This is a genomic window from Microcoleus sp. PH2017_35_SFW_U_B (assembly GCF_020737865.1).
Taxonomy (GTDB): domain Bacteria; phylum Cyanobacteriota; class Cyanobacteriia; order Cyanobacteriales; family Microcoleaceae; genus Microcoleus.
The window spans coordinates 22,432-42,107 of sequence record NZ_JAEQDE010000021.1 but is presented as its reverse complement, the minus strand read 5'-3'; the positions used below and the strand labels follow the sequence as shown (position 1 = coordinate 42,107).

Here is a 19,676-nt window from a genome sequence, read left to right as displayed (position 1 = left end):
CAAAAATAGGTTAAGGCTTGACAGGCAGTGGAACAGAATACCCCTCTCCTAATATATGTGCGACAAACTTAGTTCGAGCGTAGAAAGCACGAGAGGTGCTGCCATGCCCTTGCCCCTTAGTTCTTGGCTGCACAAGTTTGCCCATTTTTCCACTAAGACTTGAAAACCCTTGAGTTATAATTGTTTCCCGAACAAGGTTGTAGTCTGCTTTCACTTGCTCGTAAATTGTAGGATTATCAAGATCGAAGGAAGCTACTGAATGCACAAAAGAACAATTATCTGCTTGGCTCTCAAATACCCGTGCAACAACAACCATTTTCTGTAGTTTGTTGAAGAGATGGCTTTCCTCAAATTCTTTGTTTTCCACCTCTACTGGATCTATCATCGTGATTGCCATCGTTTCTTTGACTCTGAGTTCTCCTGTTCGTTTACGTATTAGTGGAACTAGCTTTAGCTCCCAACTACCAAAATTAGGCGATCGAGATGAGTTAAGGGCTAATCCCAAGTAGCGTTCAATTGTATGCCCAGCCCAACCCTTGTTTTTCTTATCTTCTTTACTCCAAACCGTTATACGGTATTGATCTGCTAGTTGTCGAAGATCTTGACCTACCAATGTAGTGAGTCTTGTAATTGCCTCTACTCTCTCCATAGATAACCTTACTTAAATGCCACTGGTAACTCTACTTGACTGGGATTAATTAAACCGAAGTTATCCCCGGTCGGGGTACTTCCGGTTAAGCGTTTAATCGAGAGTTCAACATGACCCGCATCTGCTTCACAACCAATAAATTTTCGCCCTAATGATAAAGCTGCAACTCCAGTTGTGGAAGAACCGGAAAAAGGATCAAAAACTAGATCGTCTGGGTTTGTGCTTGCTCGAAGGCAACGCGCAACAAGTTCAATAGGTTTTTGTGTCGGATGCTTACCATAGAGTTTTTCATGTTTGCCAGGAGTAGACATTCGCCAAACATTCTTCATCTGTTTGTCGCCATTCTCAGCCTTCATTTCCTCATAATTGAATGTGTAACGTTCTTTTCCTTTACGTGCTTTTGTTGCCCATAGTATTAGTTCTGTTGAATGAGTGAAACAGCGGCACCCCAGATTTGGAGGTGGAGCAGGTTTTTCCCAAATAATGTCATTGAGAATACGAAAGCCAAGCTGCTGCATAGCAAATCCGACTGATGGATACACATGGAGAGTACCCGTTACCCAGATGGTACCAGTTGGTTTAAGAAGCCGATAACAAGCAGCCAACCATGCTTTGTTAAATTCATGGTCTAGTTCAACACCTTGACTGCGATCCCATTCCCCCTTGTTTACCTTGACCATACGACCAGCAACGCAGGTAATACCATCATTGGAAAGGTTGTAAGGCGGATCCGTCCAGATGCAGTCTACGCTTTCAGCAGGCAGCAAAGCCATGAGTTCCAAAGTATCGCCATGATAAAGGTGAGACAGTCCATCATGCGATCGCCAAACTAGCTCCGGCTTTACCTGTTCAAGTTGTACTTGTGAAGTCATAAGGCTTGTTTACTGCTTGGTTGATAGTCCAAAAGCACAATCTAGATTTTAGATTGGATTTGAAAGTTTATCACAAATTTCGATCGCCCAACGCCGATCGCACAAACCCACCCTATCCCTACCTCGCGTTGGTCTAAAATCTCCTCAGTCGCCAAAAAGGCCATATGCGCGATCGACCAAACGAAAAAACTGCGGTAATCCAGAAATAGAAAGCATACTATACCGTAAATTGCCCACACTGGAAAATATTCATCGTTTTCTGGGTAAAAATTGACCCATATCTAAACCATGAACTATATTAAAGACATGGATGCAGCAGACATGATCTAATCATGACATCCCGTTACCCACGAGGGTCGAGGAATTCCGGTAAAGACGTTCTGAATACCAAGATTTATATTTTGGCGAAGGCTCATTAACGAGCCTTTGTTATTTTAGGGCTTCGGTTTTTATAGATCGAACTTTTAATAAAATTTGAATTAAGGGCGATCCTCTTCGAGGGCTTCGCTAACGCATATTTCGAGATTTCGATAGAGGCCGATCGCATATTTTGCGCGAACCATTATGCAGTAGTATTAATTTGTCTCTCTTTCTTTGCAAATCTTTCATGCGACGGGATTCAATCTTCTACAAACTGTTCGGACAAGCGCCCACTTTGCTGTTCGATCTACTAGCGACAACTCCAGCAAATGCTGCCAATTATCGCTTTGACTCGGTTGCAGTCAAAGAACCTAAATTTGAAATTGACGGCGTATTTTTGCCCCCAGAATCTGAGGAACCGGGCATTGTCTATTTTTGTGAAGTTCAGTTTCAGAAAGACGAACAGCTTTACGAAAGGTTGTTTGGCGAATCGTTTTTATATTTTTACCGCAATCGCAGTCGTTATAGGGATTGGCAGGCTGTAGTGATTTATCCATCACGCAGCGTCGAACAAAGCGATGTTTATCCTTATCGAGCTTTGCTCAACAGCAATCAGGTGCATCGGGTATGCTTGGATGAGTTGGGGGATATTCGCGCTTTGCCTTTAGGGATTGCGCTGATGGTGTTGACGACTGTCGGGGAGACTCAAGCACCAGCAGAAGCAAGATATTTGCTGAGCCGAGTGCAGCAAGAAGTTCCACCAGCAGCAGGTCGTGACATAATAGACCTATTAGCTACTATTTTGTCGTACAAATTTACATCGTTGAGTCGAGCCGAGGTGGAATCAATGTTGGGAATTACATTACAGGAAACGAGATTCTATCAAGAAGCTAAGGCGGAAGGACGGCAGGAAGGACGGCAGGAAGGACGGCAGGCAGAAGCCTGTGCCCTGATTGTTCGACAATTAACCCGTCGGTTACGGCAAGAACTTTCTGAGGAAATGCGATCGCGCCTTGCCAATCTGCCCTTGCTAGTCCTCGAAGATTTGAGTGAGGCGCTGTTGGATTTTGCTACTATGGCGGATTTGCAGGCTTGGCTGGAGGTGCAGCAGTCGGAAAGATAAGAATTTAGCGAGTTATGAGGGCTTCAATAGCTGATGCACTTTACTCGCTAAATTTCGTCAGCATCATCTTGCTGTCGAATTGCTGACTCAATTTCATCTAGATAAGCTTCAGTATAAGCCCAAACATTTACTAAATCAGCAGCACTGAGATGGGGATAGCAATCTAGGATAAAAGCATCGGTAGCGCCGTCATTGCGATAGCTGGCGAGTAACCAAACGGGAATGCGAGTGTTGTCAATACAAGCATCACCGCCGATCGCACCGGGAGTTTTTGCGATCGGGCGGCCACTGTTTTTCAAACTCTGGGTTAAGATGCTGATGGCCTCAGCTTTGTCGATCGGCGTTAAGGCCAAAAGTTGTGCTTCTAATTCTGGGATTGTCATATAATCTATTTGATTTATGAATGGCTCTGGACTTGAATTTTGTTATGAAATACTTGATTCTGTTGGCGGATGCCATCCAGCACTAACCCACTGACTCCTGACAGTAACAGCAATATTATTGTTGAGTTGTAGTGCTGTTACTGTTGCGCGACCGCAGTCTGTAAGTCCAATAATTTCTGTAGAGTCTTCACTCCAAGCAAAATATTGTGACCATTGTTGAGTGCGCGGATTAAACAACTTAACGCGCGTTTGCGTGACCGCATCTAATGCGTCAGTTTGGGTTCCTTTGTAATTATTGCACAGACTACAAGCCAGCCAGAGATTTTCTTCCTCGTCAGTACCGCCCGTCGCTTTAGGAATAATATGGTCAATTTCCAATATTCCCAGGACATACATTTGTAAACTGCGACAATAACCGCATCGATTTTGAGCTTGTGTGCGAACTCTGGCTCTAACTTGTTCAGAAATTGCCATTTTGATTATCCTTTTAATGGTTCGAGCAACCCGCGCCGCACAGCTTCATTTAAGGATTGAGCTTGTCGTAATAGTCTAGCTTCATAGATGTGGATTAATGCTTGCAATTCTTGATGTTCTACAGAGGTAATCGTACCGGACTGTTGGCGATCTAGCAATTCATTCAATCGTTGTTCTTGGACTGGTTGCAGCCGGAGTTGAGTCAGACTGATTACTTCAGAATCAGACAATTCTGATACTGGTTTAGTGGTTGGTAAAAGGAAAATTTCCAGAGTTTCTACTATAATCTCACTCACGCTGCGGTGGCGTTGCTGCGCTAGTAATTCTGCTTGGTGATAGACTTCATCTGGCAAATTCAGGGTGATTTGGGCGGTCATAGGTCGAATGGCTATGAAACGAATATTTATATTATGCCATATTTTACTATTTGATATTTTCCGGTGTATCTAAAATTGCGTCTGCCTCGTCATTTTCGCGGATAGCTATTTCAATTTCATCTGGAACAACTGCCGCATAAGCCCAGGCATTTGCTAAATCAGTAGCCGTTAGTGTGGGATAGTTATCTAAAAGTCGAGACTCGTTCATACCCAACCGACGAAAGCTCTCCAGCACCCAAACAGGAATGCGAGTCTGTCTGATACAAGCATCACCGCCACAGACACCGGGGGTTTTGCTAATTCCTTGCCAGGTGTTAGCTAAGTTTTGGGTTAATAATTGGATGATTTGAGCTTTCTCGGTTGGCGTTAAGGCCAAAAGTTGTGCTTCTAATTCTTTGATTGTCATAGAATCTATGGTGAAAAGTTTTTTCTTAACAGGTAGCATCAAGGCTCCCTTCAGATTCAATGTCGAACTTTTTCATTATAGCTCCACAATTAAAAATCTGCATATCTAATATAAATTATTCTCACCTCTACCTAGAGAAGTATATTTTTCATTGCTGGCTTTCACCCCTCACAACCTCCAGCTTTTCTGCCGCGATAATAGCTGACTTGTTACTCAAAAATTAACGTTGATTTAAAGTTTGATTTAGATAAAACTGGTATACAATTCAATTGTTTGCTTGAAAAATATGGAGTAAACATAAATTACGGACTCCGACAAAGAAACCGGGTTTTCCCCGAATCTGCGGGTTGCAATCAAGTATTTTTGTAAAAAACCCGGTTTCTCGGCCTCGATCGAATTTCAAAACAGAGTTTACCGAACACATCACTCAAACTCAGGATTGAAAAACTTATGATGCTAGCAACGACCGAAATCCCCCAATTAAAGCCACTTTCCGACTCAGAACTAGGCAAAATCAACGCTTACTGGCGGGCCGCTAACTACCTTTCCGTCGGACAAATCTATCTCCTCGACAATCCCCTACTCAAAGAACCCCTCAAACTCGAACACGTCAAACCCAGACTCCTCGGACATTGGGGCACCACTCCAGGCCTCAACTTCATCTACGTTCACCTCAACCGAGTCATCAAAGCCCAAGACTTAAACGCTATCTACATCGCAGGCCCAGGACACGGCGGGCCGGGCTTGGTGGCTAACACCTATCTCGAAGGAACTTATACCGAATATTACTCGAACATTTCCCAAGATGAAGAGGGAATTCAACGGCTGTTCAAACAGTTCTCGTTTCCCGGCGGTATTCCCAGCCACGTCGCGCCGGAAACTCCGGGTTCGATTCACGAGGGCGGGGAACTTGGCTATGCCCTTGTCCACGCTTATGGGGCGGCCTTCGATAATCCCGATTTGATTGTGGCGGCGGTTGTCGGGGATGGGGAAGCAGAAACTGGCCCGCTGGCTGCTAGCTGGCATTCTAACAAGTTTCTCAACCCGGTTCGGGATGGGGCTGTGTTGCCGATTTTGCACCTGAATGGCTACAAAATTGCGAATCCGACGGTGTTGGCCCGCATTCCCCGCGAGGAATTAGAGAGTTTGATGGTCGGTTATGGCTACAAACCTTATTGGGTCGAAGGTTCAGACCCGGAAACGATGCACCAGTTGATGGCTGCAACGATGGATACGGCGATCGGCGAAATTAAGTCGATTCAGGAGGAAGCGCGCACGAAGGGCTATGCCGATCGCCCTCAGTGGCCGATGATTGTACTTAAAAGTCCCAAGGGTTGGACGGGGCCGAAAGAAGTTGACGGGAAGAAAACTGAGGGCTCGTGGCGATCGCACCAAGTTCCATTAGCTGAAATGGCTTCTAAGCCTGGACACGTCCAACTCCTGGAAGATTGGATGAAAAGCTACAAGCCCGAAGAACTGTTTGACGACAAGGGTAAATTGATTGCAGAATTGGCGGAATTAGCACCAAAGGGCGATCGACGCATGGGGGCAAATCCGCACGCTAACGGCGGTCTGCTGCTGCGAGATTTGAAAATGCCAGAATTTGCCGACTACGCCGTAGACGTGCAAAAACCGGGGACTGTGATGGCAGAAGCAACCCGCGTTTCCGGCCGCTTTCTACGGGATGTGATGAAACTGAATCAGGAAAACGCCAATTTCCGCATTGTCGGGCCCGACGAGACGGCCTCAAACCGCCTCGATCCGGTGTTTGAAGTGACTGGGCGGGAGTGGATGGGTAGTGTTTTGCCGGAGGATGACGAGCACCTGTCTGCCGACGGCCGCGTGATGGAAGTCCTCAGCGAACATTTGTGTCAGGGTTGGCTGGAAGGCTATTTGCTAACAGGAAGGCACGGATTTTTCTCCTGCTACGAAGCATTTATTCACATCATTGACTCGATGTTCAACCAACACGCTAAATGGTTGAAAACGACTCGCGAAATTCCTTGGCGCAGACCGATCGCATCTCTCAACTACCTCTTAACTTCTCACGTTTGGCGGCAAGACCACAATGGTTTTTCGCACCAAGATCCGGGTTTTATCGACCACGTAATTAACAAGAAAGCGGAGGTGGTGCGGATATATTTGCCGCCCGATGCGAATACTTTGCTGTCTGTTACCGATCACTGTCTCCGCAGTCGCAATTATGTGAATGTGATTATTGCTGGGAAGCAGCCGGCTTTGCAGTATTTGGATATGGATGCTGCGATTAAACACTGTACGGCTGGCCTCGGAATTTGGGAGTGGGCTAGCAATGATAAAGGTGGCGAACCGGATGTGGTGATGGCTTGCGCGGGTGATGTTCCAACGCTGGAAACTTTGGCCGCTGTTGACATTCTGCGCCGAGATTATCCTGAGTTAAAAGTGCGGGTGGTGAATGTGGTGGATTTGATGACGCTTCAGCCTTCGACAGAACATCCTCACGGTTTGTCTGACAAGGATTTTGATGCTTTGTTTACGAAGGATAAGCCTGTAATTTTTGCTTTTCACGGCTATCCTTGGCTGATTCACAGATTGACTTATCGCCGCAAAAATCACCCGAATATTCATGTTCGCGGTTACAAGGAAGAGGGAACAACTACCACGCCGTTTGATATGGTGGTGATGAACGATCTCGATCGCTTCCATTTGGTTGGTGATGTAATTGACCGCGTTCCAAAACTGAGTTATGCTGCGGCTTATGGGAAACAGGCGCTGCGGGACAAGCTGATTGATCACAGGCTGTATATCACCAAACACGGTGATGATATGCCGGAAATCCGCGACTGGAAGTGGCCGCACGGTGGCGCTGTTGTGTCGGAAATGCCGAAGGAAACGAAAGATCCGACGGTGACGGGAGATCAAGGTGTGCGATCGGGTGCTCCTGGGTAGGTACGGCTTCTCTTTATCTGCGTGAATCCGCGTTAATCTATTGTCATCTGCGGTTGCAAAATTCTCTTTTTTTAACCGCAGATACAGGCAGATGAACACAGATTAACGCAGATGAGTTAGATTAATTCAAAAGGATAAGTAATGCTGAAAGAAATAGAAATCCAAAATTTTAGGTGTTTTGAGCAAATCAAAATTTCTGGGTTTGAAAGAGTCAATTTAATCGGCGGCAAAAACAATGCTGGCAAAACAGCTTTGCTAGAAGCATTTTTTCTCAATATTGCTCCACACGCTAGCAGTCTAGCAATCCTAAAAGAGTTAAGAAGAGAGTCATCAAAAGCTGTACAAGCTATGCCAGATAGAGCCTGGGATAACTTATTTTACGCACTAAAAAAAGATACATCTATAGTAATTATTGGAAAAGACTACAACAACACGGATCGAGTAGAAATTAAATTAGAAATTAATTCAGTTAAATCTAGTATAGTTATTGAGTTTATGAGGAACGAAAATCGATCTGCCTTGTCATCAAAAAAGGTTCCTGCGACACATTTAATGAGTTATGATACTTCTACTACTGGCAAAGTACCAATCATTCCATCGTTTACCAGGATTTCAGGGAGAGAACTCACAGTAGCATACGATAACGCGCGTTTGAATGAAAAAGATAGCGAAGTTTTAAAAGCTTTTCAAATTATCGACCCTGCAATCGAATCAGTAGAGAGTTTTTATATTGGGGAACCAACGCTATACTTGAGAAGAAAAGGCGAAAAGCGTTTGCCTCTATCATTGTTTGGAGATGCTATGAACCGAGTTGCAGACATTATCCTTAAACTGGTAAACAGCGAACACAAAATACTGCTAATCGATGAAATAGAAAATGGCATACACTATACAAACCAGCGAGAGTTTTGGAGAATGTTGTTTCGGTTGGCGGTTGAACTGGATACCCAGATTTTCGCGACAACTCACAGTTTAGAGATGCTTCAAGCATTTGCTGATGTTGGTTTGGAACCTAATCAGAAATGCAGCAGCGCCTATTTTGAACTAGCAAAGAAACCCAAAACAAATCAAATAATCGGTATCCGACGCGATTTGGAAACATTGAATTACGCACTAGAGCATCAAAAAGGAGTGAGAGGTGAGTAATATTGTCATAGTAGAAAGTAAAAATGATGCAATTTTTATGAAGGCAATGGTTGATTTTATTAACTGCGATATCCAGGTAGAACCACCTATCTATATAGATGATTATGAATGTTTGGAAGGTTTGAGCGAAACCAAGTTAATCACTACATTAAAAGCTTTAGAAGCCGACCTGCAAAAAAGAGATATAGAAAAAATAGGGATTATTATCGATATTGATAACTATTCAGAGCAAGAACGGCTGCAATTCGTAGATAGATGTATAAAACAAGTGTTTGAAGCTGAAAGCTTGTCAAGCACTAAACAATTTATCGATATTTGTACAACAGATCATGGAACAAATGCAAAATTGGCTTGCTATTTTACAAATGTTGGAGGTAAAGGTGAACTGGAAACGCTTTTAAAGGCAATCAAGGCTAAAGATTCGACCTATGCTGATTGTTTGGATAGCTGGAAAACTTGCCTAGAAAACCAGGGAAAGAAAATCAACCAGAAAGAGTTTGATAAATTCTGGGTTAGCAACTATATTAGATTTGATACTTGCTCAAATAAGGAACAGAAACAAGCTGGAAGGAAATGCAGTATGTCTGAGTTTGATTATGTTATGGAACACAAAAAAGATATTTGGGATTGGGATAATTCTGCTCTTGATGATTTGAAAGATTTTTTTAGGCTTTTTTGTTAAAATGAGAAAACAAATGAAATCGGCGGTTGAAATAATCGGCGGTTGAAACCGCTTCTACACGAACGAAGTCCGCCTTCGCGGACTGAAGAGTAAACTGGATTTGATATCACAATTAAGTAATTTATGAGCTTAAAAATCTACTTTCTACGCCACGGTGAAACAGTTTACAGCAAAAGTGGCGGTTTCTGCGGCGACCTCGATCCAGAGTTGACAGCCGAAGGTGCTCAAATGGCCCAACAGTTTGCCACAACTTACGCGAAATTGCCTTGGGATGCTGTTTATGTTAGTCCGATGAAACGGACGATCGCAACTGCAACACCTTTGTGCCATACTCTAGGAATTGAAATGCAGTTGCGCGACGGACTTAAGGAAATTAAGTACGGCGAGTGGGAAGGCAAAACCCTGGAAGCTGTCAAACAAGAATATTCTGAAGATTATATTAATTGGCTGACTGAACCTGCTTGGAATGCACCGACTAAGGGCGAAACTTCTGTGCAAATTGCGAGTAGAGCTTCTTTAATTATTGCAGAAATTCAGGAAAAATACAAGAGCGGAAATGTTTTGGTGGTTTCCCACAAGGCGACTATTCGGATTATTCTGTGCGGTTTGTTGGGGATTGATTTGGGAAGTTATCGCAATCGTATTGCCGCTTTAGCAGCTTCTGTTAGTATTGTCAAGTTTGATGTGCGCGGGCCGATGCTGGAGGTTTTGGGCGATCGATCGCACTTGGATGAAAACCTCCGCAATTTACCCGGTACTTAGAAAAGGTGTGCAGTCCCCACCTAGATTCTAAATCGCGCCAATGTAAGACAATCCTAAAATCGTACCTGCGCCCAAAATATGACCAAAGCAGGTGGTTCCCAAGACTGCACCCAAACCAAAACCGCCGAACATATTCGCTGAAGGCATTGCCCCACCTGTGCTCTGATGCTGGATTGTTAATTTGCCGAAAGCAATGGCTAGAATATTGCAGACAATCATAATCAGCCCAATGGTGGGGCTCCATTCTACGGTACGAGGCGCAACGGTTAATAAAATAGTTGTCAACATGGCGATCGGCTCCTTAAACTTTAATCAATGAAAATCTGATGACGAAGATATATCAAATAACCGTAACGCTTGACTACAGATTGCATTAATACTTAACATTTTGATAAATTCCTTAATAAAGTCGTCATTAGTGAATAGCTAACAATCAATACGGGTAGCCAGAAACCGCGTTTTTGAGCAAAATACACAGGTTCCAACCAGCAGAAAAGGTAAAAACCCGGTTTCTGAGGTTGGAGTGAGTAAGTCCTAAATTACCAATTCCCAATTACCAATTACCATGAAAATCTTAGTTTTAAATGCAGGTTCTAGCAGTCAAAAAAGCTGCTTTTACGAACTAAATGACACGCTTCCCGATCGCCCGCCACAACCTCTATGGGAAGCAAAAATAGACTGGACTCACCGCGAAGGTGCGGGGGAGTTGCAAGTCACAACTGCTGCTGGCCATAGATTTGAGGAAGAAATTGCCTCGGATTCTCGCGCTGGGGCGATCGCTCGAATGCTAGAGACTCTGTGGCAGGGTGAAACTCAAGTTATTAACAGTTTAAACGAGATTGATATTGTCGGTCATCGCGTCGTACATGGGGGGGGAAACTATCAGCAAAGTACGCGAATTTCGCCGGAAGTAAAACAGGAAATCGCCCGTTTATCTGAGTTTGCTCCCATTCACAATCCGATTAACTTGGAAGGTATCGAAGCGATTGAGAAAATCCTCGGAAATGTGCCGCAAGTCGCAGTTTTTGATACAGCTTTTCACTCACAGTTACCGCCCGCAGCTTTTGTGTATCCGGGCCCCTACGAATGGCTGGAAGAGGGGATTCGCCGCTACGGTTTCCACGGCATTAGCCATCAATATTGCGCTCGCAGGGCTGCCGAAATTCTGAACCGCGATTCTGCCGATTTGCGGCTGATTAGCTGTCATTTGGGCAACGGATGCTCTCTGGCGGCGGTTCGCGACGGCCTGAGTGTTGACACTACGATGGGTTTTACTCCTTTGGATGGTTTGATGATGGGGAGTCGATCGGGTGCGATCGATCCTGGTATCATAATTCATCTGTTAAGGCGATCGCACTTTACTGCTGAGGAACTCGATAATATTCTGAATCGAAATTCTGGTTTGAAGGGGATTTCTGGGGTTTCTAGCGATATGCGGCTGGTTGCGGAGGCGATCGCAAATGGCAATTCTCGGGCTCAACTTGCATTGGATATTTACATCCACCGTTTGCGCGCCGGAATTGGGGCGATGTTGGCGAATTTGGGAGGGTTGGATGCTTTGATTTTTACGGCTGGTGTTGGGGAAAATTCGGCTGCTGTCAGGGCTGCTGTGTGCGAGGTTTTTGGGTTTATTGGGTTAAGGTTGGATGGGGAGAAGAATTTGAATTCGCCAATTGATGATGATGTTGCGGCGGTTGATTCTGCGGTGCGGGTTTTGGTGATTCATACTCAGGAAGATTGGGAGATTGCGCGGGAATGCTGGGATATTTCTCGTAGATAATTCGGGATTTTTTCGGCGGGTTTTTTCGGCGGTTGAGACGGCGGTTGAAACCGCGTCTACACATACGAAACCCGCCTCCGCGGGTTGAAGAGTGCGGGGTTTTTTCGGCGGTTGAGACGGCGGTTGAAACCGCGTCTACACATACGAAACCCGCCTCCGCGGGTTGAAGAGTGCGGAGTTTTGTGCCGAGTTTTGTGCATTTAGACTAGACTATGTACGTAGATTGACAAGCCCCATCGCCCTTCCAGCATCCACGACAACGAATATGAACGTCAACAATAAGCTCCAGACTATTTTAACTCAGTTGCGATCGCACTTCGAGCAACTCTACGGCGATCGGCTCACCCAAATGGTACTCTACGGTTCCCAAGCGCGGGGCGACGCAGATCCCGACTCAGATATTGATGTTTTGGTAGTTCTCAAAGGACAAGTCAATCCCGGCGAAGAAATCAAAAGAATTAGCCATATTCGGGCTGACTTGTCTCTCCAAAATGATGAAGTGATTAGCTGTTTGTTTATGGATGAAAATCGGTTTTTGCACTACAACGGGCCTTTGTTGAGGAACATTCGTAAAGAGGGAATAGTTTTATGAAACCCGAACAATTTGTCGAATTAGCTCAAAATCTGATTCGATCCCTACTGAATTGCCCCAGAGAATTCGGCGATTGCGATCGCATCTATACAAACGAAGTTCCCGCAACGCGAGACTGAGAAATTATGCGGATATTATAAGTCGGACTCAGTATTGTGCTACATCCGGCTAAATAATAATACCCTCGCCGCGCAATCCCCGCCACCAGATATGGACGAACAACGAATCCAAGCTTATCTCAATTTGATTCAATCGCTAGTGAATTGCCCCAGCGGGGAAAGAAACCAAATTTTGCAGGCAAACCCCGAGTTAGTTGATGCGGGGTTGGTGCAGGTAACGCAATGGCTGGCAGAAATTAAACGCGAGGAAGGCAATGAGAATGAAGCAGATTTTTTAATGAATTGGGCAAGCTATCTCATATTAAAATTGCCCTCTTTTAATGATCAGTTAGAATTTTTGAAGCAAGTATTGCAGGTAACGGCAGAAAGTACGGCAAAAAGTACGGCAGAAAGTGGCGACTATCGTAATGTAATCTATCCCCTGCTGCGGGATAATCTCAACTTAATTAATGATAATTTTGCTGTAGTTTTCCGAAATTGGGCGAAGCAAACTTTGCAAAACTTAGATAGGAAACAAGACTGCATTTTTATAATATTACTTGTTGTCCAGTTTAGTAATGCAATCTGGCAATTTTCCTTAAACAGAGAGAGTAATTTGGAAATTGCCATTGCAGGTTATGAAGTTGCCCTGACTGTTTTTAACCGTCAAGAATATACAGAGGATTGGGCAATGACTCAATATAATTTGGCGGTTGCCTATTTTGACAGAATTAGAGGGGAAAAAGTCGATAATCTTGAAAGGGCGATCGAGTTTTCTCAAGCAGCTTTAGAAGTTAGCACCCGTGAGGCATTTCCCAGCGAATGGGCAGGTATTCAAAATATTTTGTCGAATGTCTACAGCAACAGAATCAGAGGCGAAAAAGCTGAGAATCTCGAACTGGCGATCGCCACTTCAGAAGCAGCTTTGTCCGTTTATACCCGCGAGGCATTTCTGTTTGAATGGGCAATGAGTAAAAATAATTTGGGGCTTGCCTACTGTAGTAGAATCAGAGGCGAAAAAGCTGAGAATCTCGAAATGGCGATCGCCGCTTCACAAGCAGCTTTGTCCGTTTACACCCGCGAGGCATTTCCGTTTGAATGGGCAACCAGTAAAAATAATTTGGGGCTTGCCTACAGCAAAAGAATCAGAGGCGAAAAAGCTGAGAATCTCGAACTGGCTATCGCTGCTTTTGACGAATTATTAGAAGTTTATACCTCTGAGGAATTTCCATTTGATTGGGCAAGGACTCAAAATAATTTGGGGGCTGCCTACAGCGACAGAATCCGAGGCCAAAAAGCCGATAATCTCGAACTCACGATCGCCGCTTATCAAGCATCATTATCAGTTTATACCCGTGAGGCATTTCCCTTTGAATGGGCCCGGAGTCAAAATAATTTGGGGCTTGCCTACCGCAACAGAATTCGAGGTGAAAAAGCCGATAATCTCGAAATCGCAATCGTTGCTTCTCAAGCATCATTATCAGTTTACACCCGCGAGGCATTTCCTATAGATAATATTGTAAGCCTATCTAATCTCGGACTTGCTTACTGGGATAATTCCCAACTACCAGAAGCTTACAATACCTTTAAATCCGCCATTAATACAGTAGAATTAATGCGGAGTGAAATTATTATCGGTGGCGAAGCAGACAGACAGAAATTAGCCGAAGAATGGGATATGCTTTATCATAATATGGTAGCAGTTTGCCTGGAAATGGAAAACAACACTGTCGCCCTAGAATACCTCGAACGCAGCAAAACCAGAAACCTAGTAGAATTGTTTCACAAGGCCCGCAGCCTCCCGGAAAATGTGCAGCAGATTAGTTTTCAGGAAATTCGCAGTCTGTTAGGTGAAGATGAGGCAATTTTGGAATGGTACATCACCTCTAACGGTTTTAAAGTTTTCATTATTACCCGCGACTCCACCCAACCTGATGTCTGGCAATCTTCCGATACAGACTCAGAAGCATTAGTGGAGTTTATGAATGAATATATCGGTGACTATATCAATCAACCTGAAAACTGGAGAAATCAGCTAAAAACCCGCCTGGAAAAATTAGCTAAAATCTTGCATTTCGATGAAATAATCTCTCGCCTCCCAGAAAAATGCCAAAAATTAATATTAGTTCCCTTCCGATATTTGCACTTGTTACCGCTTCACGCATTAACCAGCCGAAGACTAAGACAAAATATAGAAGAAACTGGATGTCTCCTCGATCTTTTCCCTGGCGGCGTGAGATATACTCCCAGTTGTCAGCTATTACAATTATCTCAGCGGGTAAATCCGACTGGGGAAGAGTCATCACCCACAAGATTGTTTGCCATTCAAAACCCGACAGAAGATTTAGACTTCACCGACATCGAAGTTGAAGCAATTGCCAAATCCTTTAATCCAGCGGAAGTTTTGATTCGGGAAAAGGCAAGTAAGACAGGATTGCAGCAACAGCTTGAAGCGTTGCAAAATGCCGAGATCGCCCACTTTTCCTGTCACGGCTTTTTCGACTTTAACAATCCTCGGAAATCAGCTTTAATCTTAGCTGGTGCGAAAAATGCCACCGATAACGTGGACTCCGAGAACAAAAGTTATATTCGTTCCCCTCAAGACAAATTGTGGGATATTGAAAAATGTCTGACGCTGGAAGAAATCTTTGATTTGCCCCTGAGTAAGTGCAGTTTAGTGACGCTTTCCGCCTGCGAAACTGGGTTAACGGATATTAGAGATAGCACAGATGAGTATATCGGATTGCCTAGCGGTTTTTTGTACGCCGGAACCACGAATGTGATTAGCACTTTGTGGGCTGTCAATGATGTATCTACGGCGATTTTGATGATTAAGTTTTATGAGATTTTCTTGTCTAAAACTCGCCCGCCTGTGGCTGTTGCTTTGCGGGAGTCTCAGTTGTGGCTGCGGAGTTTGACTGTTAAAAGTTTGCTAGAATGGGTGGAAGCGTCGCAGTTGCTGAGTCGCGAACACAAACAGAAAATTCAAGGCAAATACAGGCGCGGTTACAAACAGGATTATCAACCTTATGAGTCTCCCGTATACTGGGCGGCTTTCTGTGCAGTTGGGCAATAATATAAACTGTCTTTTCATGGGGTGGGGGCGGGTTTATTAGTTGGTTGGTTTTGAGTCATAAATTTCTGCGAACCCGCCCCTACAAAATTGTTGAAATTGGGAATTTAATCTTGTATGAAACAGATATAATTGCTGTAGGGGCGGGTTCGCGACTATCTGTGAAACCACACCGTAAATCCCAAAAACCCGCCCCGGCTAACTACAATACAATCAAAGGAGAAATTGGCAATGACAGATGAAGAATTTATTTCTGGTTTCCTAGCAGTCTTTGAAACTAAACCCGAAGTATTTGAACAAGTCGGGGCGGTTGAGGATTTAGCAAATCTCAGCAATACAATATCCCAGATGGCTGATAAATCGAACAACGAAGTAGCTGATGCCATTGGCGATTGGTGTGCAAACTATCCTAAAATAACAGATGAAATCAATAAATTTGAGAGAAAACCAGAACCGCAACCCACCAAAAAAGAAGAGCAAGAACCAAGGCTATTAAACCGCTATCCAGAGTTACCCGAAAACCTCAAAAAACGCCTTCCCAATTCACAGCCCCCGCGCCAATAATATGAGCGACAAAATTTCTGCCCCCAATGTTTATCTATACGCTTTCCAACTGCACGATGACAGTCAGGGCCGCCATAATCCTCTCTGGAAACACTGCGACAACATCCTCGCCAACTTCACCGATAAAAAGCTGACACCAAATCTAGTTTTTCCGCCAAATTCTCACAGCTACCGCGAGGATTTACTGCCAAATGTCGCACTAAAATTCAACAGCAATCAACCCATAGAAGGTTTTGCCCAACCGCTACAAATTCAAGACAGCTATGCTTTATGCTTAAATATAGGTTGCCCGGAAGACGGCACCGCTAATAATTTAGGTGTCGATTTCATCCAGAAATTCAACCCCAATCGAGTCTTACTTATCAACGGCGACGACAACTTTTTAGGTCAAACTCTCCTAATTACCACCGGGCTTCCCGAAAACTCTTCAGATAATTTAGATTCCCTCAAACCCCTCGCCGATGAATGTCGCAATGCTTTATTCCAAGGCGACTCGCCACCTGTATTTTATCGTTCAGGTAAATTATTTGGTAGTCCGATTTTTGAATACGGTTCAATTGCCGATATAGCAAATTACCGCCATTTGCTTGTCTGGCTGCTGGCTGACAAACAAACCGACAAGGATTTTAACACTTGCCAAGAAGAAATATTTGACCTACTATTTTACCGCAACAAAATCATCAAAGTTTTTCAAGACAGCCGCCTGATTTACCGCGAACTCGATCGCGAATACCGCATTATTGAGAAAAATGTGGAGATATTGCAGGCTCAATTTTCCAGAGGAACCGTCTTAACTGCCGCCCAATTGCAGGAATTTCAGGAACAGCTAAAGCAACTCTTCAGTAAAGCTGTAACTTATACTTGTCTGCTGCGGAAACTCGAAGATTATGACAATACAATCGTCCTAAATCTTAACAATTACATTGACATTTTGCAAACAATTTGTGATATACTAGGAATCGATAAGGAAGAACTATCTATATTAAATCACTTCAGTAGAAAAAGTGCTCTTTATATGCGATCGCAAATAGCCGGAGACTTAGGATATTTCCGCCACGGGACAAACTTAATCGACCAGGCGATCGCCTCAATCCGCGGCATAGTAGAAATAGAACAAGCCAGGAGCGATCGCACCAATCAACTCGCACTCCGCAACAGCGAGGACAAAGAGAAAGATCGGGACGATCGCCTAGAGAGCACAGTACAGGCGATCGGCGTAGGTTTAGCAGCCGGAGGCATCGCCGCATCCAGCGGTACAGACAAACTCTTCGAGACAGTGCAAAACCATCACATCCCAGTTGTAATGCACCTGCATCCCTTTGCATTCTCCTTTTTGTTGAGTTGCGCGATCGCCCTTTTCGCAGCCGGCATCACCTGGTGGCGCACCAAACCGAAAAAATAGGTCAAAAGGGCGATCGACCTTTCCCAAAAAATCATCGATCTCAAATCCGCTTAGATCCGAATGATAGCGCAGTGCGATCGACAATAAGCGCGATCGACAACAAGCGCGATCGTCCCACCCAACACTCCCACCTCTTGCTGGCGAACATACCTACCAGCGAAAACTTTCATAACTATTAAGAAATATCACATTTATCGCCAGTTTTTAGACAGGTGACTTATAGTTTATTTTTCACCTAATTAAAACTATAATTATGAATTTAACAAATTCTCGTTATCAGAAATTAGCGCCATATTTAATATTTCTATTTATAGTCACTGTCTTTTTTGCGATCGCCTCAGTATTTCCTTACCAAATAGAGTTCGATCCAATCCCTCAAATCAAAGGAATCAACCAGTGGTTGAGCGGAGGATCTAGTTTGATCAACTCAGTTGTCACAGTAAATCAAAAAGATATCTCTCAAGATATACAAACCTGGATAGTCTGGCACGCTCCCGGCGTCACCTTCGCATTTTTACCTTTAATCGCCCTCGGATTGCCTTTAGGAATCGCAGTCAGAACAACCGCATACTTTTTGTTTGTTTCAGGCGGTCTGGGGTGGATAAAGGTAATAGATACTCTCACCTCTGACCAGAAAATCAAAATAATTATAGCTGTCCTGTTATCTATCTATTATATAGAAATTGGCTCATTATTGGTTTGTACAGCAGGAGATGTGATTCCTTGGGCAGTCATGCCTTGGGTATTACTGTACGCAATGTATCTGTGCTCAATTTTAGACTCAGGGAATAAATTTGATAGTCGCTTTCTAGTTCATGCAGCTCTACTAGGTCTACTTTTAGGAGGAATTTACTGGTTAAAATACTCTGCTTTTTTAGTTTCTCTAGGAATGCTCGCCTATCTAGCTGTATTTTTATGGTTTTTCAGCAAACAATATACCTTAAAAAACCGTTTTATCCTGTTAGCAGTTTGTACGGTATTCACCCTTTTGCCAGTAATTGGTCTGAGCGCTATTCACCATGCACTTTCTGGAGTCAATAGTGCTATAGACCAATTTGAAGCTGCTATTCCTGTGGCATCGCCTTCTACAAGAGGAATGCGTTTTTTATTGAGTTTAATAGGAGCTCCAGGTTTAGGTCTATTCAATTCAGAAATTTTTACTCAAGGTAGGCTGTTGACGTTTACAAGCACTATTCTTAAACAGTTATTTACCTTAGATATTTCACGGAAAGCAGAAACTTTTAAAATATTTGTAGGTCTGGCAGGAACCTTAGCAGCTTTTTGGTTTGTTGCAGAGTCTGCTCGCAAAAATATATACAATAAAAAACTTATTATTCTTTGGGGCTGCATTACAACGATTCCTTTTATATTCATTGCATATATATCTTATAAAACTGGAATAAATCTATTAATGGCAGGCATCGGTCGTTACAGCAATCCTTTCTTTATACTTACTGTCTTCTTTGTGATTTCTTACTACATTTACTGGATTTCAAATCATGAAAAATCTATACTGTCAAAAATTGTATTGTCTGTTGTATTGGTATTCTTTGTATTGCTGCCCCCGCTCAATTATATAGTTGATTGGGCTGAGGCTATAATTTTGCGGAAAAATTACGCAACAACAGAGAATTTTCTCTATGTCGATATCTTGTCAAAAAAGAATGTTAAATCGGTAGTTACTCAGATAAAATCTGCCGTTAAATCACCTAAAGATGTTGTCGTTTTAACTAAAGATACCGATGAATTGCGTTTTGGTTCGTGGCTGGAAATGAGACACAGAATCCTCTCACTCCCAATAGTTGACGGTGAAGAAGCTAAGAGTAAAATTACAACAGCGCAAGATTTGAGAGTCATACTTGTTGTCTCCAATGCTTTGGATAAAAATGAAAATCAACTGGCGCTAGTCAAGCAGAGATTTGCCCAATCAACTGGATGGACTCGGCTACCCGAAAATCCAGATGCTGAGGTTTCTATTTGGTTTTCAGATTTGAAGGCTTGACTA

19 protein-coding genes are annotated in these 19,676 nt (G+C 43.6%); 12 read left to right on the top strand and 7 right to left on the bottom strand.

The features are described from left to right. Positions 1 to 10: 10 nt before the first annotated feature. A complete protein-coding gene (locus JGK36_RS01625) occupies positions 11 to 649 on the bottom strand; it encodes an MvaI/BcnI family restriction endonuclease (protein WP_293187016.1) in 639 nt (212 codons plus the stop codon). A gap of 8 nt (positions 650 to 657) precedes the next feature. Further along, entirely contained in the window at positions 658 to 1,521 is an 864-nt protein-coding gene (locus tag JGK36_RS01620; protein WP_293187017.1) for a site-specific DNA-methyltransferase, read from the bottom strand. A gap of 607 nt (positions 1,522 to 2,128) precedes the next feature. On the opposite strand from JGK36_RS01620, the gene JGK36_RS01615 reads away from it, so the two are divergent. Then, complete coding sequence (locus tag JGK36_RS01615; protein ID WP_293195807.1) at positions 2,129 to 3,004, top strand: Rpn family recombination-promoting nuclease/putative transposase; 876 nt, start codon at positions 2,129 to 2,131, stop codon at positions 3,002 to 3,004. A gap of 47 nt (positions 3,005 to 3,051) precedes the next feature. Here JGK36_RS01615 and JGK36_RS01610 read toward each other — a convergent pair whose 3' ends face one another. From JGK36_RS01610 to JGK36_RS01595, 4 genes are read right to left on the bottom strand one after another with little or no spacing between them, the layout of a single operon-like run. Further along, positions 3,052 to 3,387: a DUF433 domain-containing protein gene (locus JGK36_RS01610; protein WP_293195805.1), complete on the bottom strand. Its 336-nt coding sequence runs from the start codon at positions 3,385 to 3,387 to the stop codon at positions 3,052 to 3,054. 42 nt (positions 3,388 to 3,429) lie between these two features. Further along, the gene (locus JGK36_RS01605) at positions 3,430 to 3,861 is read right to left on the bottom strand and encodes an HNH endonuclease signature motif containing protein (RefSeq protein ID WP_293187020.1); all 432 of its coding nucleotides are present in this window, start codon (positions 3,859 to 3,861) and stop codon (positions 3,430 to 3,432) included. Between the two features lie 5 nt (positions 3,862 to 3,866). After that, positions 3,867 to 4,238 carry a hypothetical protein gene (locus JGK36_RS01600; RefSeq protein ID WP_293187021.1) on the bottom strand — a complete coding sequence of 124 codons (372 nt, stop codon included), beginning with the start codon at positions 4,236 to 4,238 and terminating at the stop codon, positions 3,867 to 3,869. Positions 4,239 to 4,284: 46 nt separating this feature from the next. Beyond that, on the bottom strand, positions 4,285 to 4,644 hold the full coding sequence (locus tag JGK36_RS01595; protein ID WP_293187022.1) for a DUF433 domain-containing protein: 360 nt from the start codon (positions 4,642 to 4,644) through the stop codon (positions 4,285 to 4,287). Positions 4,645 to 5,094: 450 nt separating this feature from the next. Here JGK36_RS01595 and JGK36_RS01590 point away from each other — a divergent pair, with 450 nt between their 5' ends. From JGK36_RS01590 to JGK36_RS01575, 4 genes are all read left to right on the top strand, one after another. Beyond that, positions 5,095 to 7,572 (top strand): phosphoketolase, encoded by a 2,478-nt coding sequence (locus tag JGK36_RS01590; protein ID WP_293195803.1) that lies wholly within the window; start codon positions 5,095 to 5,097, stop codon positions 7,570 to 7,572. Between the two features lie 141 nt (positions 7,573 to 7,713). Further along, on the top strand, positions 7,714 to 8,718 hold the full coding sequence (locus JGK36_RS01585; RefSeq protein ID WP_293195801.1) for an AAA family ATPase: 1,005 nt from the start codon (positions 7,714 to 7,716) through the stop codon (positions 8,716 to 8,718). Continuing rightward, a complete protein-coding gene (locus tag JGK36_RS01580) occupies positions 8,711 to 9,400 on the top strand; it encodes a DUF3226 domain-containing protein (RefSeq protein ID WP_293195799.1) in 690 nt (229 codons plus the stop codon). The genes JGK36_RS01585 and JGK36_RS01580 overlap by 8 nt, the downstream gene beginning before the upstream one ends. Positions 9,401 to 9,523: 123 nt before the next feature. Further along, positions 9,524 to 10,162 (top strand): histidine phosphatase family protein, encoded by a 639-nt coding sequence (locus JGK36_RS01575; protein WP_293195797.1) that lies wholly within the window; start codon positions 9,524 to 9,526, stop codon positions 10,160 to 10,162. Between the two features lie 27 nt (positions 10,163 to 10,189). Here the strand turns inward: JGK36_RS01575 and psaK are convergent, their stop codons facing one another. Next, positions 10,190 to 10,450 carry a photosystem I reaction center subunit PsaK gene (gene psaK, locus JGK36_RS01570; protein WP_293185258.1) on the bottom strand — a complete coding sequence of 87 codons (261 nt, stop codon included), beginning with the start codon at positions 10,448 to 10,450 and terminating at the stop codon, positions 10,190 to 10,192. Between the two features lie 277 nt (positions 10,451 to 10,727). On the opposite strand from psaK, the gene JGK36_RS01565 reads away from it, so the two are divergent. The 7 genes from JGK36_RS01565 (at position 10,728) to JGK36_RS01535 (ending at position 19,673) form a co-directional block, all read left to right on the top strand. Then, a complete protein-coding gene (locus JGK36_RS01565; RefSeq protein WP_293195795.1) occupies positions 10,728 to 11,942 on the top strand; it encodes an acetate kinase in 1,215 nt (404 codons plus the stop codon). 265 nt (positions 11,943 to 12,207) lie between these two features. Beyond that, entirely contained in the window at positions 12,208 to 12,534 is a 327-nt protein-coding gene (locus tag JGK36_RS01560) for a nucleotidyltransferase domain-containing protein (protein ID WP_293185260.1), read from the top strand. Further along, a complete protein-coding gene (locus JGK36_RS01555) occupies positions 12,531 to 12,653 on the top strand; it encodes a hypothetical protein (protein WP_293185262.1) in 123 nt (40 codons plus the stop codon). The genes JGK36_RS01560 and JGK36_RS01555 overlap by 4 nt, the downstream gene beginning before the upstream one ends. Positions 12,654 to 12,744: 91 nt before the next feature. Then, the gene (locus tag JGK36_RS01550) at positions 12,745 to 15,708 is read left to right on the top strand and encodes a CHAT domain-containing protein (protein ID WP_293185263.1); all 2,964 of its coding nucleotides are present in this window, start codon (positions 12,745 to 12,747) and stop codon (positions 15,706 to 15,708) included. A gap of 228 nt (positions 15,709 to 15,936) precedes the next feature. Next, positions 15,937 to 16,269 carry a hypothetical protein gene (locus JGK36_RS01545; RefSeq protein WP_293185264.1) on the top strand — a complete coding sequence of 111 codons (333 nt, stop codon included), beginning with the start codon at positions 15,937 to 15,939 and terminating at the stop codon, positions 16,267 to 16,269. A 1-nt stretch (position 16,270) separates the two neighbouring features. Further along, the gene (locus JGK36_RS01540; RefSeq protein ID WP_293185265.1) at positions 16,271 to 17,671 is read left to right on the top strand and encodes a hypothetical protein; all 1,401 of its coding nucleotides are present in this window, start codon (positions 16,271 to 16,273) and stop codon (positions 17,669 to 17,671) included. Positions 17,672 to 17,924: 253 nt separating this feature from the next. Then, positions 17,925 to 19,673 carry a hypothetical protein gene (locus tag JGK36_RS01535; RefSeq protein ID WP_293185267.1) on the top strand — a complete coding sequence of 583 codons (1,749 nt, stop codon included), beginning with the start codon at positions 17,925 to 17,927 and terminating at the stop codon, positions 19,671 to 19,673. Positions 19,674 to 19,676: the final 3 nt, after the last annotated feature.